We start from the raw sequence: 14,439 nt of genomic DNA, 5'->3' as shown, positions 1-14,439 counted from the left end.
CCGGCGCGGGGTGGGGCTGGCCCCACCCCCGATCGGCCAGGCACCTACCTGGTCGCCCGGCGGCCGTCCGGCCAGGCTGGAGGAAACGCGCCAAGCCCGTCCGGGAGTTCACCGTGACAGCTCGACAGACCGACCGCAGGCACCCGATTTCGACCCCGCTCGTCACCTGCGCGCTCTGTGCGGTGGCCGGCGCCGTGTTGTGCCTGGCGGCGGTCCATCGGTCCGGGCTCCCGGCGAATCCGAACCTGATCGGGCTGCTGCGGCAACCGGCGCCACTGGCCACGCTGGTGTTCGGTCTGTCCGGTCTGCTGGTGGCGCTGCGCGGCCGGACCGGGCGCGGAAATCCGGTTGAATCGACCCCGCCGAAGGCCGCACCCTGGAGTCCGCGCCACCCGGCGGTGAGTACGGGTGGGCCGCCCCGTCACGGGGAGGGGGCGACCCACTCACCCGGGGCCGGTTAACCCCGGCGCCACTACTGGTTAAGATGGGCACGCAACTACGCACGCTCGCGTAGCTCAGCGGGAGAGCGCCTCGTTCACACCGAGGAAGTCACTGGTTCGATCCCAGTCGTGAGCACCGATCACTTCGTGATCCTGATCAATCGAGGGCCGCTCCTGCGAGCGGCCTTCGGCACGTTCAGGACCGTGCCCGGCACCAGGTGCTCCGGGTCCGGGCCGATCACGTCCAGGTTCGCCGCGTAGAGCGCCTGCCAACCGCCGATCACGCCGAGGTCGCGCGCGATCGAGGAGAGCGTGTCGCCCGCCTTGACCGTGTACCGCGAGCCGAGCATGCCGATCTGTCGGGCGCACTGCGGCCAGGCCTCCCAGCCCTGCATGCTCAGGATCTGCTCGGCGACGACGATCTGTTCCTCGCGGGTGGCCCGGTCCGGCCGGTCGGCGTACTCCTGTCCGCCCGCCTCGTCCCACGTGCTCGGCAGGATCTGGAGTCCGCCGTAGTAGCCGTTTCCGGAGTCGAGACTCCAGCGGCCGCTGCTCTCGCACTCGGCGAGTTGGTCCCAGACCTCGTCCGAGACCGCCTCGGCGGGTGCGGCCGGCCCCACGACGAGTCCGGCGCCCAGGACGCCGGTGAGCAGGACAACCACGGACGATCGGATGATCAGCTTGGCCATGTCAGCCGACTGTAGGCATCCCGCGTGCCGATCCGGGGACCCCACCGGGGGCGGGCCGCGGAATCACCCGGCTGTCGCAACGCCCGCACCACACCGGGCGGTCGGGCCGTCCCGACCGAGGTCGCTTGCAAAAACGGCCCGTCGATCCGCCCGACCGGGCCTACGGCAGGTCCGGCAGCAGGCCGGTGGGGATGTCGATGTCCGAGGGCAACAACCCGCTCGGCAACACCCCCGAGGGCAGGCCCGGCTGCTTGGGTCCCTGGGTCGAGGGGGTCTTCTTCGGGCCGTCGTCGTCACTGTCCCCGCGGCTGATCAGGATGACGGCGGTCACCACGCCCGCCACCAGCACGAGCGCGATCACCAGCATGATCAGCGGGTTGCCGCGACGACCGCCGCCCTGCGTCGGCGGCGGTCGGTGCGGCTGCTGCGGATACGGCGGCGGTTCGTGGTGCGACACGGGCTTCGACCCCCAAGGCGACCGGTGCCGGGGGCGAACTGTCCCCGAACATCCATGCTGTCACGATCCGGACGTGCCGGAGCCGGTCCACCGAAGTCCGGGCAAAGTGAGCACCGATTCGAGGGAATCCCCACCCCGACCGCCACCGATGCGCGGGCCACCGGACGAACGCGCCGCACCGAACGCCCGGCCGCGTCCCGCCGCGCGGCTCACAGGTCCTTGGTCAGCTCCTCGAACTCGAGGTCGTCGCGCAGCGGCCTGCCGAACCGCTCGTTGCCGTAGGGGAACGGGGTGCGCACCCCGGTGCGGGCGAAGCCGCGCCGCTCGTACCAGGCGATCAGCTCCTCGCGCTGGCGGATGACGGTCATCCGCATGCGCTTGGCGTCCCACCGCCGTACCGCGACCCGCTCCGCCTCGGCGAGCAGCGCTCGGCCCAGGCCGCCGCCCTGGCGACCTGGTCGCACGGCGAACATGCCGAAGTACACGACCGAGTCCGGATGCCGTTCCAACTGGCAGCAGCCGAGCAGTACGCCGTCCCGCTCGGCGATCCACATCACACTGTCCGAGCCCTCGACCACCGCCGCGACGCCGTCCGCGTCGGTGCGCTGCCCTTCCAGGAGTTCGGCCTCGGTGGTCCAGCCCACGCGGCTCGCCTCGCCGCGGTAGGCGGATTCGACCAGTTCGAGCAGGGCAGGGATATCCGCCGGTCCGGCCTGCCGGAAGCCGACGGCGACGACCTCGTCGGGGGACTCCTGCGTTCGGGTCGACGTGTCCTGCGGCACCATGGTTGTCTCTCGCCCCTCGTCGATTCGGCAATGTGTTCCAAGCCGTCCCCGAGCGTACGGCGTGGGTCCCGAGAGGGGCCCTCCGCTTTCGGTCGCGGTCGGGCGGTGACAAGGTGTCCGGAAGCCGGCAACCGCATGGCCCCGCCATGAATCGGGGGTCATCGGGCGAACAACCCGGATCAAACCCGGGAAACACAGAAACTCCAGGAAAACGGGAGAAGCCGTACATGGTGAGGGCAGGCGTTCGCCGGCTGCTGGACATACGGAGGACCAGGCTCTCCCTGGCCCTGGTGGGTCTGTGGCTGCTCGCCGCATGCGTCGCCGTCCGACAGGCCAACGAAGTACTCGACCGACCCGAGGACCGCAGGCTGCCGGACCTGGACGCGTGGCTCGGCCCCGACGGCGTACTGCACCTGCCGGGCTCGCTCTACGACGCCGACGCGCGCGGCAGCACCTTCAATGGCACACCCTTCGCCGGCTGGGTGCTGCGCCCGCTCACCCGGGCGGCGGAGCACACACTGGGCGTCGCCTGGACGGTGGCCACCCTGCTCATCGTGGCCGCGATCGCGGTGGTGGTCGCAGGGGCGGTGCCCGGCCTGCGCACCCGCCGCGCCCGGCTGCTCGCGACGCCGCTGATCATCACCCTGCTCGTGGTGTCCCTGCCGGTGCGCGGCAACCTGTCGCTCGGCCAGCTCAGCCTGCTCCCGGTCCTGCTCGCGCTGCCCGTGATGCTCAGGGCCGCCCCGGGCCGGGCCGCCTCGATCGCGATGGGCGTCGCCGCCGCGCTGCATCCGGCGATGTTGCTGTTCGCCGTCTACCTGTGGCTGACCGGCAAGCAGCGCGCGGCCGCGAACGCGACGGCCACCTTCCTCGGCTGCACCGCGCTGGCCTGGGTCACCATGCCGCACGACTCCTTCACGTACTGGGTGCACCACGTCGCCGGCGCGGGCCTGGGCGGCGACGCCGACGCGCTGTCCAACCAGTCGCTGCACGGTCTGCTGCTGCGGGTCGGCCTGTCCGGGCCGCTGGAGATCGTGCTCGTGGTACTGCTGTCCGCCGCCGTGTTGTGGTTCGGCGTGCCGCGCGCGGTGTCCTACGCCAAGGACGGACAGGCGCTGCTCGGCGCCGCACTGGCCGGCTGTGTGATGGTCGCGGTCTCCCCCGTGTCCTGGCAGCACCAGCAGTTGTGGATCCTGCTCGTCGCGGTCGCCCGGCTCGGCGCCAGGCAGACGGACCGCATGGTGTGGCCGGTCGCGGTCTTCATGATCATGACCTTCGACAGCAAGACGCTGGTCTGGGGCAAGCTGGCCGCCGTCCGCACGATCGCCGACAACGGGCCGCTGCTGCTCGCGATCGCCTCGGCGTGCGCGGTGCCCTTCATCACCAAGGCGTCGGCCGAGTGGAGCCCGCGGGCGGTGCCGCAGGGGGTCGCGGCCAAGGGCCGGTTCGCCTGGATCCCGGCGCTGCCGTTCGGCTGGCGTCCGTTGTCCCGGCCGAACCTGCTGCTCGAACTGCTGATGATCCGGGTCGGCTACCAGGTCTACTCGTTCATCCGGGCGTCGGTGCCCGACCAGCGCCAAGTGGCCGAGGAGCACGGGCAGCAGATCATCGACCTGGAGAAGTTCCTGCACATCGACGTCGAGCGCGGCCTGAACCACTTCGTGGCCCGGATCGGCTGGCTGCAGAGCAGCATGAACTTCTTCTACGAGACGTTCCACTTCATCGTGCCGCTGACCATCCTGGCCATCCTGTACGTGCGCAAGCCCGCCGCCTATCGCTCGGCGCGCACGGTGCTGAGCGTGGCCACCCTCACCGGCCTGGTCGGGTTCTGGCTCTACCCGCTCGCGCCGCCGCGGCTGATGCCGGGCTACGACTACATCGACACCGTGCACGGCGTGCAGGACCTGAACAACCCGGACTTCGGCGCGCTGACCAAGATCTCCAACCAGTACGCGGCGATGCCCTCGCTGCATGTGGGCTGGTCGTTGTGGTGCGGGTTGATGATCCTGGCCATCGCGCCGAAGGGCTGGCGCTGGCTGGGTCTGCTCTACCCGCTGTCCACCACGGTCGTGGTGATGGGCACCGCCAACCACTGGATCATGGACGCGGTCGGCGGCGCCGCGGTGGTCACCCTGGGCTTCGTGGTCCAGTACCTGCTGACCGGCCGCTCGGCCTTCTCGGTCGACCCGGTCGCCGCGCCCGTCGTCGAGCCGGTCGCCGTCGCGGCGGGGTCCGGCCCCGGGGCCGGGGTCGGGGCCGGGGTCGCCGACGCGATTAGCACACCGGTGACGGACGGGGCGGGTGAGTCGGATGTGATCACTCGTTTGCCGGAGTCAAAGCAGGATGATCCCGATTCGCGGGATGATCCCGACAAACAGCCGGTCAGCCGCAAATAGTGACGACACGCCTGCTCATTGCCAACACTTTGCCAACAGCGCCCGCAACCCGATCGTGCTTCGAGCGGTAGTCAGTGTGGTCGGTGCCGGAGGGGCCCGACCTCACCGTGACACCACGAGGAGCACCATGACGCACATCTCGCGCCGCGTAGCCCAGGCCGCCCTGCTGATCGCCGCCGGCGCCGCGCCGATCCTGGGTGCGTCCGCCGCGCACGCGGCGGAACTGCCCACGGGTGGCCTCGGCGCGCTGACCCAGCCGGACGTCGGCGGCCTCGCCGACAAGGTCCCCGCGGCCTCCGAGGGCGCGGGCAACGCGGCCGGTGGAACGGCGTCCAAGGCTGTCCCCGCGGCCTCGAAGACCGCAGGTCAAACGGCCGCCACCACCGCGTCGAACGCGAACAGGACGGTCGGCGACGGCGCCGCCGCGGTCGCTCCCGCCGCCGGCCAGACGGTCGGCCAGGCCGCCCCCGCGGCCGGTCAGCTCGCCGGTGGCGGCGCCCCCGCGGCGCCGTCCCTGCCCGCCGTGCCCTCCCTCGGCGGACTCCCGATCGGGGGTTGATCGAGCCGGTTCTCATTCGTTGAGAGCCCGGTGAAACCGGCGGGGCCGGTGCGGCGTGTCCATTGATGCCGCACCGGCCCCGCCGTACGTCCGAAGCGCGCTTGTCCACCGTTGGGATTAGCAAACGATCGGGTATCCCTCCGTGGGATGACGTACCAAAGGGCCATCGTGCGCATCCAAATTACTTCGTGGGTGTCTACGCTGTTCTGCGAGCGTTACGAAGAGTCGCAATTCTGGACATAGGCCACGAGACTCTTCCACCACCCCACAATCGAGGAGCACGGTGTCTGCCACGACGCGGGCCGCCGCGAACGGCCATAACAAGAACGGCACCGGCACCCCGGCCGCCGAGCGCGTGCGCGGGATCTCGGCGGGGGTGCTGATCTGGTACCTGCGGATCGTGGCGGCACTCGACTTCGTGTCGGCCGTCTCGGTGCCGCTGCGCGACCGGGTGCGTCACCACGACACCGGCGAGTACTACACGCCGTTCCTGGTCACGTCCGGTTTCACGTCGGCCGCGCTGGCCGCGTTCCTCGCCATCATGCTCGCCCGCCGCAAGCGGGCCGCCTGGGCGTTCACGGCGATCCTGCTCGTTCCGTCCACCGCGGTCTACATCTGGGCGCTGTGGTTCGACGACCTGCGGCAACACCCGTTCAACTGGTTCTCCACGATCCTCACGTTCGTGATCTGCGTCGCGCTGCTGCTGAGCTTCGCCGAGTTCGGCGCCAAGGGTGACCGGGGCAACGTGCTCAAGGCGGGCCTGGTGCTGGCCGGCGGCGCGGTGGTCGGTGTGGTCCTGGGCTCGACCCTGGTCAACGCCACCGACGACATCGCCGACTCCAGCATGGGCGACCGGATCCTGTACGCGGTGTTGCGCATCTTCACCCTCGCCCCGGACAGCGACCTGGGCAGCGTCTCGGTGCCGCGCTGGGTCGACATCGTGATCAACGTGGCCGGCGTGGTGTTGTTCCTGCTGGTGCTCTACGTGCTCTTCCGCGCGCCCAAGGGTCGCGAACTGCTCACCCCCGACGACGAGGTGCTGCTGCGCGAGCTGCTCGACAAGCAGGGCGAGCGGGACTCGCTCGGCTACTTCGCGCTGCGTCGGGACAAGGCGGTGATGTGGTCGCCGAGCGGCAAGGCGGCGGTGGCCTACCGCGTCGTGGGCGGCGTCTCGCTCGCCTCCGGCGACCCGATCGGCGACCCCGAGGCGTGGCCCGGCGCGATCGACCGCTGGCTCGCCGAGGCCGAGGACCGCGCCTGGGTGCCGGCCGTGATGGGGGCCAGCGAGGAGGCCGGCACGATCTTCGCCCGGCACGGTCTGGACGCGTTGGAGCTGGGCGACGAGGCGATCGTCGAGGTGTCCGAGTTCAGCCTGGAGGGCCGCGCGATGCGCGGCGTCCGGCAGGCGTACAACCGGGTCAAGCGCGCCGGGTACACCACCCGGGTGCGCCGCCACGAGGACATCCCCGAGGGGGAGATGCGCGAACTGCTCGACCTCGCCGACCACTGGCGCGACGGGCAGACCGAACGCGGCTTCTCGATGGCGCTCGGCCGGCTCGGCGACCCCGACGACGGGCGCTGCCTGATGGTCGAGTGCATGGACGACGAGGGACGGCTGCGCGCGGTGCTCAGCTTCGTGCCGTGGGGTGCCAAGGGCGTCTCGCTCGACCTGATGCGCCGCGACCGCGAGTCGGACAACGGGCTGATCGAGTTCATGGTGCTCGACGTCATAGAAGGTGCCAAGGCGTACGCCGCGGCGAACGCGAAGCCCGCCAAGGGCGGCAAGGGCAGGGGCAAGCCGGCCGAGCCGGAGGCCGAGGCCCCCGCCGAGGCGTCCTCGCCGATCGACATCGAGCGCATCTCGCTGAACTTCGCGATGTTCCGCTCGGTGTTCGAGCGCGGCAACAAGCTCGGCGCCGGGCCGGTACTGCGGCTGTGGCGCGCGGTCCTGGTCTTCTTCTCCCGCTGGTGGCAGATCGAGTCGCTGTACCGGGCCAACGAGAAGTACCGCCCGATCTGGGAGCCGCGCTACATCTGCTTCCGCAAGGCGAGCGAGCTGCCGCGGATCGGCATCGCGAGCGCCCGGGCCGAGGGCTTTTTGACCACGCCGACGCTGCCGCAGTTGTTCGGCGCCCGGCACGAGCAGCGGGTGGCCTCGATGACCAAGCGCAAGGCCGCCGAGGCGACGCCGCCGCTGGACGGCTGGACCGCGGAGCAGCGCGAGCCGGCCGAGCACAAGCGGCCCTGATCACCGGGTTCGGCCGCGCCGACCACGCCGAAGGGCGGCACCCTCGCGGGGGTGCCGCCCTTCGGTCGTTCGGGGCTTCGGGGTGGTTCGGGTCTTCGGGGTCGGCTCAGACCAGGCGGCGGATCTCGCCGCGCACCCGGTAGAACCCGCCGCGCTCGGCCGGGCTGACCGCGTCCACCACGTAGCGCGCGCCCGCGACCCGCACGTTCTTCGGGAACTGCACGTTCCAGCCGCTCTCGTAGCCCGCGGTGACCACGTGCACCCGCAGCCGGCCGTTGCCCTGGTCGACGCACTCGACCACCACGCCGGTGCCGGCCTCGGTGGTGGTGGACACCTCGGTGGTCGGCACCACGGCCTCCATCGCGGCCACCTTGACGTCGCGCACCTGCGGCACAGTGCCGTCCTGGGCCGCCGCGATCGCCGCCTCGCTCACGTCGATGCAGGCCAGCGAGCCGTCGGTGGTGACGATGTACAACTTCTCGTCGTGGTACTGCATGGAGAAGGCCGAGCCGCACGTGGTGCCCAGCTTCCACAGCCGCTTGCCGTCCTCGGTGAAGCAGTACACCGTCGAGGAGCTGTCCCCGGCGAAGACGTACTTGCCGTTCTCGGCGGTGGCGCAGGAGAACACCGACGCGTCGCAGTCGTAGGTGGTGCGGATGGCGCCGTCGGACTTGGCGATCCGGTGCACCTTGTTGCCGGTGGTGCCCGCGTACACGTCGTCGCGCTCCTGCCAGCCGAAGAGCACGCCGCCCCTGGTCTTGGTGGTCCACAACTCCTTGCCGTCGCCGGCGGCGAACGCCTGCACCCCGGCGCTGTGTCCGTGGTAGATCGCGTTCTCGTCGCAGCGCACCATCCACGCGCCGGTGCCGTTGGTGGCCGCGGCCCAAAGCGACTCGTCCTCGTGGTCGATCGTGGTGCAGCCGCCGTTGGAGTCGGACACGCCGAGCACGCCGTCGTGGATGTCCAGCCAGTAGATGTCGATGTTGTCGGTGATCTCGTACGCCACGCGCGGGGCCTTGCCGCCGACGTCGTACACGTTGCCGTTGTCGCACCCGGCGTAGATCCACGAGTCGTCCGCGACGATGCACTTGACGCCGTCGGGCAGTTGGTAGCGGCCGGTGACCTCGCCGGCGTGGTCGAGGAACCAGACGTCGCCGCGCTGGTTGCCGACCAGGACCCGCTCGGAGTCGACGAAGATGCCGAACGCGGAGGAGCCGGTGCGGTAGCGCCACAACACCGGCGCCGAGTTGCGGGCCGTACTGGGCCGGGAGACGATCTCGCGGCGGGTGATCGCCCTGGGCTTGCGCACTCCCTGGACGGCCGGCTCGTAGCCCTTGCGCAGCTTCGCGGCGACCTTCTTCTTGCCGTCGGCCTCGGCCTTTTGCGGCGTCGCGTGGGTGGTCGTCCCGGTCTGGCCCTTGGCCCCGATCCGCCCGTACGTGACCGTGACGTCGCAGCCGTCGACGACCACTTCGTAGTACTTGTGCGCGCCGTCGCCTTCCTCGGACAGCTCAAGGTAGGTACGGGTCTCGGGCATGACGACTCCTGGCTCCGCTGGGTGGGTTGGGGGGTGCCGAACCTCCACGACGGGGCGGGAAAACCATGCTGTTGCAAGGGGGCTGATGCCCCGTCATCCCCGGTGGCGACGACTCGAACACTACTCACGTCGGCCGACAGCGTGGGGGCGGGCGGACGGTTGCCCGGGGGCGGTGCCCATTCCCCCGGCCGGGTGGGCCCGTTCACCCGGCCGGCGCATCTCGGGACCGACGGGCTCGTTGTCGGGCAAAGTGCTCCGACGTACTCCCGACCCCTACTCCGCCGGGAGGATCATCGGGGCCGCGACCCCTCCCCGTGGACGACGTTTCAGCCTCGGGCGCGGGGTTAATCTCCACTCGTCCCGATCACCGGTCGCCGGTTCGACCCCAGTACGGTCGGCCGAAGACCCCGCTTGCCCGAGGAGTCCATGTGGCCGGGCACGTGTTCACGTCATTGGCTCCCGCGGCGTTCGGCGCCAGACCCGCCGGCAAGCGCCTGGAGCGTGTCCGCAGATCGCCGCACTTCCGCGACGGCGCGTTCCGAAATCCCGTGCCGACGCGCCGTGGCAGTCCGGGCGCGCTCGGCAAGATGATGCGCGCGCAGCGGGCCGCGTCCGGACTGCGTCGACCGGCCGGGGCGATTCCCCTGGTCACCGCGTCGGCGGCGGACTTCGCACCGGCACCGGCGACCGGGCTGCGGGCGTCGTGGCTGGGGCACGCGACGGTGTTCGTGGAGATCGACGGGGTGCGGGTCCTGTTCGACCCGGTGTGGAGCACCCGGTGTTCGCCGTCGGCGGCGTTCGGCCCGGCCCGGCTGCACGCGGTGCCGGTGCGCTTCGCCGATCTGCCCGATCCCGACGTCGTGGTCGTCTCGCACGACCACTACGACCATCTGGATCTGGCCACCATCGTGGCGCTGGCCCGGCGTGAGCGGGTGTTGTTCGTGGTGCCGTTGGGCATCGGGGCGCATCTGGAGCGCTGGGGCGTCGCCGAGGACCGGATCACCGAGTTGGACTGGCACGAGTCGGCCGAGGTCGCCGGGCTCACCTTCACCGCGACGCCCGCGCGGCACTACTGCAATCGCGGCGCGCGGGTGCTCGGCACCGTGTTGTGGGCGTCGTGGGTGGTCGTCGGGCCCCGACACCGGGTCTTCCACAGCGGGGACAGCGGCTACTTCCCGGGCTTCGCCGACATCGGCCGCGAGCACGGGCCGTTCGACCTGACCATGATTCAGGCCGGGGCGTACGCGGAGGCGTGGCCCGAGGTGCATCTGCACCCGGAGGGCGCGGTGCGGGCACACGCGGATCTGGGCGGCGGGCTGATGTTGCCCATCCACTGGGGCACGTTCGATCTGGCGCCGCACGCGTGGGAGGAGCCGGCCGAGCGGTCGGTGGCGGCGGCTCGGGCGCTGGGCACCGGGCTTGTGGTCCCGCGGCCCGGCGCGCTGTTCGAACCGGCCCTGGTGGACGGGGCCGAGGTGGAGCCGTGGTGGCGCGAGGTGGCGGCGGCGCCGGAGCGCTGGGCACCGGCGGCGCCGGCCGAGCAGGCGGCGGCGCGGCCGGTGGTGATCGCGGCGGTGTCGAGCGGGTCCGCGGTGCCGGCGGGCTGAGGCGCGGAGCGCGGCCGGCCCCCGGGGAGGGCGGGCGCGGTGGGTCAGGGCGTGGACGGGGCGGGTGTCTTCCAGACGTCGGCCCGGACGCCGCGCGGGAGGACCATGACCGGGGTGCGGGCGTTGCGGACGATCTTGTGCGAGACGTCGCCGACGAACACCCGCTTGACCGGGCCGACCGTGCCGGACGCGCAGATCAGCAGGTCGTCGGCCCAGGTGACGGCGTCGAGCGCGGCACGTACGTCGTCGCCCTCGACCGTTTCGCCGTCGACCGCCCCGTCGAGGTCGGCGAGCGCCGCCGCGAGGTCCTGCCGGGCTCGCTCGCGCACGGCGCGCAACACCTGCTGCTCGGCCGCCTGGTGCTGCTTGCCCGAGTAGAGCCGGACCGGTCGCAACACCAGCGTGAGCAACCGCGCGTCGGCGTCCAGGAGCCGGGCGAACGCGACGCCGCAGGCCGCCACTTGGGCCGACTGCGCGGCCCGCTGGTAGGCGATCGTGCAGCGGGCGACGCGCGGCGGCGGATGTTCGGCGAAGCCGCGCGGCGCCAGCACCACCGGCACCGGCGAGCCGTGCAGCAGTTGGTCCGCGGTGCTGCCGAGCGCGACCCTCCCGGTCCGGCCGCCCGGCGCGGGACCGATCACCACGAACGCGGCGTCGTGCTCCTCGGCGATCCGGGCCAGTCCCCGGCCGCTGCCCCGGTTGTCGCCGATCGCGCGCTCGATCGGCAGGTTCGGGTCCCGCTCCCGCAGCCGCCGCTCCGCGTCGTCGAGCAGCCGATCGGTCTCCTCGTGCAGGAACGCGCGCCACTCCGCGTCCACCGCGCCGACCCCGGCACCGGGCTGGGCGGGTGGGCGGATGTGCGCGAGCACGACGCGGGCACCCGCCTGGCGGGCGAGCAGCGCGCCCAGCGCGAGCGCGTCCTGCCCGCGCGGTTCGGGCCGGCAGCCCACCACGATCCGCATGCCCGCGCTCACCGGCCCGCCTCGGCGCCGGATTCGGCGCGCCAGCGCGAGTGGCGGTAGCCGTACAGGAAGTAGATCGCCACGCCGACCGCCATCCAGACCAGGAAGACCTGCCAGGTGGTCCCGGAGAGCCGGGCCATCAGGTAGATGCAAAAGCCCACGCCGAGCAGCGGGGTGATCGGGAAGAACGGCGAGGTGAAGCCGCGCGGCAGGTCGGGGCGGGTGCGGCGGAGCACGATCACCCCGATGTTGACCAGGGTGAAGGCGAACAGGGTGCCGATGCTGGTGGCCTCGGTGAGTTGGCCGAGCGGGACCAGGGCGGCCAGCAGGGCCACCCACGCGCCGGTGATCAGCGTGTTGGCCACCGGACTCTGTGTGCGGCTGTCGACTCTGGCGAAGATCGGCGGGATCAGGCCGTCGCGCGCCATCGCGAACAGGATCCGGGTCTGCCCGTACAGCACGGTGAGCACGACGCTGGCGATCGAGATGATCGCCCCGGCGGACAGGATGGTCGACGCCCACGAACCGCCGGTGACGTCGGTGACGATCTGCGCCAGCGTCGCCTCGCTGCCCTCGAACTGCTCCCACGGCATGGCGCCGAGCGCGGCGAGGGCGACCGCGACGTAGACGATGGTGACGATGCCGAGCGAGATCAGGATCGCGAGCGGCAGGTCGCGGCGCGGGTTCTTGGCCTCCTCGCCGGCGGTGGAGGCGGCGTCGAAGCCGATGTAGGAGAAGAACACCTGGGACGCGCCGGCGCTGATCCCGGCCGCCCCCAGCGGCGCGAACGGGGTCAGGTTGTCGTGCTCGAACGCGGTGAACGCGATGGCGCAGAAGAACGCGAGGGTGATCAGCTTGATGAAGACCATGATCGTGTTGGCCACGGCGCTCTCCGACACCCCACGCACCAGCAGAACGACCGCGAGCAGCACGACGACGACCGCGGGCACGTTGAACGTGCCGCCGTCGCCCGGGGGTTGGCTGATCACGTCGGGCAGGCGCACTCCGAAGGCCGAGTCGAGCAGTTCGTTGACGTACTGCCCCCAGCCGACGGCGACGGCGGAGATGGACACGCCGTACTCCAGGAGCAGGCACCACCCGCACACCCACGCGATGCCCTCGCCGAGCGTGGCGTACGCGTAGGAGTAGGACGAGCCGGACACCGGGATGGTCCCGGCCAGTTCGGCGTAGGACAGCGCCGAGAACAGCGCGGTGATCGCGGCGAGCACGAACGAGATCACCACCGCCGGGCCGGCCTTGGGCACCGCCTCGGCCAGGATCACGAAGATCCCGGTGCCCAACGTCGCGCCGACGCTGAAGAAGGTCAGTTCGAGCAGCCCCATGGAGCGCCGCAGACCGGCCTCCCCCTCGCCGTGGCCGCTCTCCGCGAGGATGGCGTCCACGGGCTTCGTCCGCAGCACGCCGGAGCGCGGCCGGGGTGCGACATGACTGGCGGGCAAATCCGGCCTCCCTGGAAACACACGGTCCGAGAAGGGAGGGGTGCCCCGACACGGGGCGCTCGAACGGCCTTTCAGCCATTCGGCCCGGGTCCGCCGGCGCCGATCGACGCGCCGGTCGCCGGGGGCTGTCCGGCTTTTGGGCCGAGATCCGCCGGACTGGGCCTAGCCGTGCCGGGCGGGCCCTACGCCGCGGAAGCCGGCGCGGTAGTCCCTGGGGGCCACGCCGAGTCGGCGGGTGAAGTGTTGGCGCAGGGTCAGGGGGGAGCCGAAGCCGCAGTGGCGGGCGATGGCGGCGATCGAGAGGTCGCCGATCTCCAGGAGGCGCTGGGCGGCCAGGACGCGCTGGGTGCACAACCATTGCAGGGGCGAGGTGCCGGTGCCGCGGACGAAGTGGCGGGCGAAGCTGCGTTCGGACATCCCGGCCAGCGCGGCGAGTTCGGTCACCGTCCAGGGGTGGCCCAGGTCGTCGAGCACCCGCCCGCGCAGCCGGTCGAGCGCGTCGCCCGGGTCGGCGGGGGCGGCCGGCACCGGGTTGTCGATGAACTGGGCCTGGCCGCCGGAGCGAAACGGCGCGGTCACCATCGTGCGGGCGATCTCGGCGGCGGCGGCCGCGCCGTGGTCGAGGCGGACCAGGTGCAGGCACAGGTCGATGCCGGCCGCGGAGCCGGCCGAGGTCCAGATCGAACCGTCGCCGACGAACAGCACGTTGGCGTCCACCGCGACGTCCGGGTGGCGTCGGGCCAGGTCCTCGGTGTCCATCCAGTGCGCCGTCGCCCGTCGCCCGTCGAGGAGGCCGGCGGCGGCCAGGACGAAGGCGCCCGAGCACAGGGAGGCGATGGTGGCGCCGCGGGCGTGCGCGGCGCGCAGGGCGGCCAGGACCTCCTCGGGGAATTCCTCGCGGCGTGGCGCGGTCCGGTGTTCGTTGCCCGGGACGACGACGAGGTCGCAGTCGGCCAGGCCGTCGAGGTCGTGTTCGGGCACGCAGACCACTCCCGCGCCCAGTTCGACCGCCGCCCGCCCCGGGCCGCACACGCGCACCTCGAACGGCGGCACGCCCCGGGCGGTGCGGTCGACGCCCCAGACCTCGAAGGCCACCGCGTACTCGAACACTCGAACCGGGTCGAACAGCACGATCCCCACGCGACGCATGGCGGCAACCTATCCCTCACGAAGGTGCGGTGGGTGTGCGCGCCGGCCCGGTGCGAACCGCGAACCGGGGAGGTACACGGTCGCGACCGCGGCCGGCGCGGAGATGCGGGGAACGGCCGCACCTCGATCCGCGACGGCGTGTGTTCGCGG

General features: G+C 71.9%; 12 protein-coding genes and 1 tRNA gene. 6 read left to right on the top strand and 7 right to left on the bottom strand.

Features of this window, described 5'->3' with window-relative positions:
- Positions 1-113: 113 nt before the first annotated feature.
- Both ACFRCG_RS16965 and ACFRCG_RS16960 read left to right on the top strand, forming a co-directional pair.
- Positions 114-461 (top strand): hypothetical protein, encoded by a 348-nt coding sequence (locus tag ACFRCG_RS16965; protein WP_380032209.1) that lies wholly within the window; start codon positions 114-116, stop codon positions 459-461.
- Positions 462-504: 43 nt separating this feature from the next.
- Positions 505-576 (top strand) — tRNA-Val (locus ACFRCG_RS16960).
- 4 nt (positions 577-580) lie between these two features.
- On the opposite strand, the gene ACFRCG_RS16955 is transcribed toward ACFRCG_RS16960, so the two are convergent.
- The 3 genes from ACFRCG_RS16955 to ACFRCG_RS16945 form a co-directional block, all read right to left on the bottom strand.
- Positions 581-1,129, bottom strand: a complete 549-nt coding sequence (locus ACFRCG_RS16955) for a transglycosylase family protein (RefSeq protein ID WP_380032207.1) — start codon at positions 1,127-1,129, stop codon at positions 581-583.
- Positions 1,130-1,289: 160 nt separating this feature from the next.
- A complete protein-coding gene (locus tag ACFRCG_RS16950; RefSeq protein WP_380032205.1) occupies positions 1,290-1,586 on the bottom strand; it encodes a hypothetical protein in 297 nt (98 codons plus the stop codon).
- Positions 1,587-1,795: 209 nt separating this feature from the next.
- On the bottom strand, positions 1,796-2,371 hold the full coding sequence (locus ACFRCG_RS16945) for a GNAT family N-acetyltransferase (RefSeq protein WP_380032203.1): 576 nt from the start codon (positions 2,369-2,371) through the stop codon (positions 1,796-1,798).
- Positions 2,372-2,598: 227 nt separating this feature from the next.
- On the opposite strand from ACFRCG_RS16945, the gene ACFRCG_RS16940 reads away from it, so the two are divergent.
- The 3 genes from ACFRCG_RS16940 to ACFRCG_RS16930 all read left to right on the top strand — a co-directional run bounded on the left by ACFRCG_RS16940 (position 2,599) and on the right by ACFRCG_RS16930 (position 7,574).
- Positions 2,599-4,767 carry a bifunctional glycosyltransferase 87/phosphatase PAP2 family protein gene (locus tag ACFRCG_RS16940; RefSeq protein ID WP_380032201.1) on the top strand — a complete coding sequence of 723 codons (2,169 nt, stop codon included), beginning with the start codon at positions 2,599-2,601 and terminating at the stop codon, positions 4,765-4,767.
- 127 nt (positions 4,768-4,894) lie between these two features.
- Complete coding sequence (locus ACFRCG_RS16935; protein WP_380032199.1) at positions 4,895-5,326, top strand: ATP-binding protein; 432 nt, start codon at positions 4,895-4,897, stop codon at positions 5,324-5,326.
- A 283-nt stretch (positions 5,327-5,609) separates the two neighbouring features.
- On the top strand, positions 5,610-7,574 hold the full coding sequence (locus tag ACFRCG_RS16930) for a phosphatidylglycerol lysyltransferase domain-containing protein (RefSeq protein WP_380032198.1): 1,965 nt from the start codon (positions 5,610-5,612) through the stop codon (positions 7,572-7,574).
- 106 nt (positions 7,575-7,680) lie between these two features.
- Here ACFRCG_RS16930 and ACFRCG_RS16925 read toward each other — a convergent pair whose 3' ends face one another.
- A complete protein-coding gene (locus ACFRCG_RS16925; protein ID WP_380032196.1) occupies positions 7,681-9,111 on the bottom strand; it encodes a PQQ-binding-like beta-propeller repeat protein in 1,431 nt (476 codons plus the stop codon).
- 428 nt (positions 9,112-9,539) lie between these two features.
- Between ACFRCG_RS16925 and ACFRCG_RS16920 the strand changes: the two genes are divergently transcribed.
- Entirely contained in the window at positions 9,540-10,718 is a 1,179-nt protein-coding gene (locus tag ACFRCG_RS16920; RefSeq protein ID WP_380032194.1) for an MBL fold metallo-hydrolase, read from the top strand.
- A gap of 44 nt (positions 10,719-10,762) precedes the next feature.
- On the opposite strand, the gene ACFRCG_RS16915 is transcribed toward ACFRCG_RS16920, so the two are convergent.
- The 3 genes from ACFRCG_RS16915 to ACFRCG_RS16905 all read right to left on the bottom strand — a co-directional run bounded on the left by ACFRCG_RS16915 (position 10,763) and on the right by ACFRCG_RS16905 (position 14,289).
- A complete protein-coding gene (locus tag ACFRCG_RS16915) occupies positions 10,763-11,692 on the bottom strand; it encodes a universal stress protein (RefSeq protein WP_380032192.1) in 930 nt (309 codons plus the stop codon).
- Complete coding sequence (locus ACFRCG_RS16910) at positions 11,689-13,140, bottom strand: amino acid permease (RefSeq protein ID WP_380032191.1); 1,452 nt, start codon at positions 13,138-13,140, stop codon at positions 11,689-11,691. The genes ACFRCG_RS16915 and ACFRCG_RS16910 overlap by 4 nt, the downstream gene beginning before the upstream one ends.
- 162 nt (positions 13,141-13,302) lie before the next feature.
- The gene (locus tag ACFRCG_RS16905; protein WP_380032189.1) at positions 13,303-14,289 is read right to left on the bottom strand and encodes a GlxA family transcriptional regulator; all 987 of its coding nucleotides are present in this window, start codon (positions 14,287-14,289) and stop codon (positions 13,303-13,305) included.
- Between the last annotated feature and the right edge of the window lie 150 nt (positions 14,290-14,439).

The sequence above is a fragment of the Embleya sp. NPDC056575 genome (genome assembly GCF_042793325.1).
Lineage (GTDB): Bacteria > Actinomycetota > Actinomycetes > Streptomycetales > Streptomycetaceae > Embleya.
This window is presented reverse-complemented; position numbering and strand designations above follow the sequence as displayed.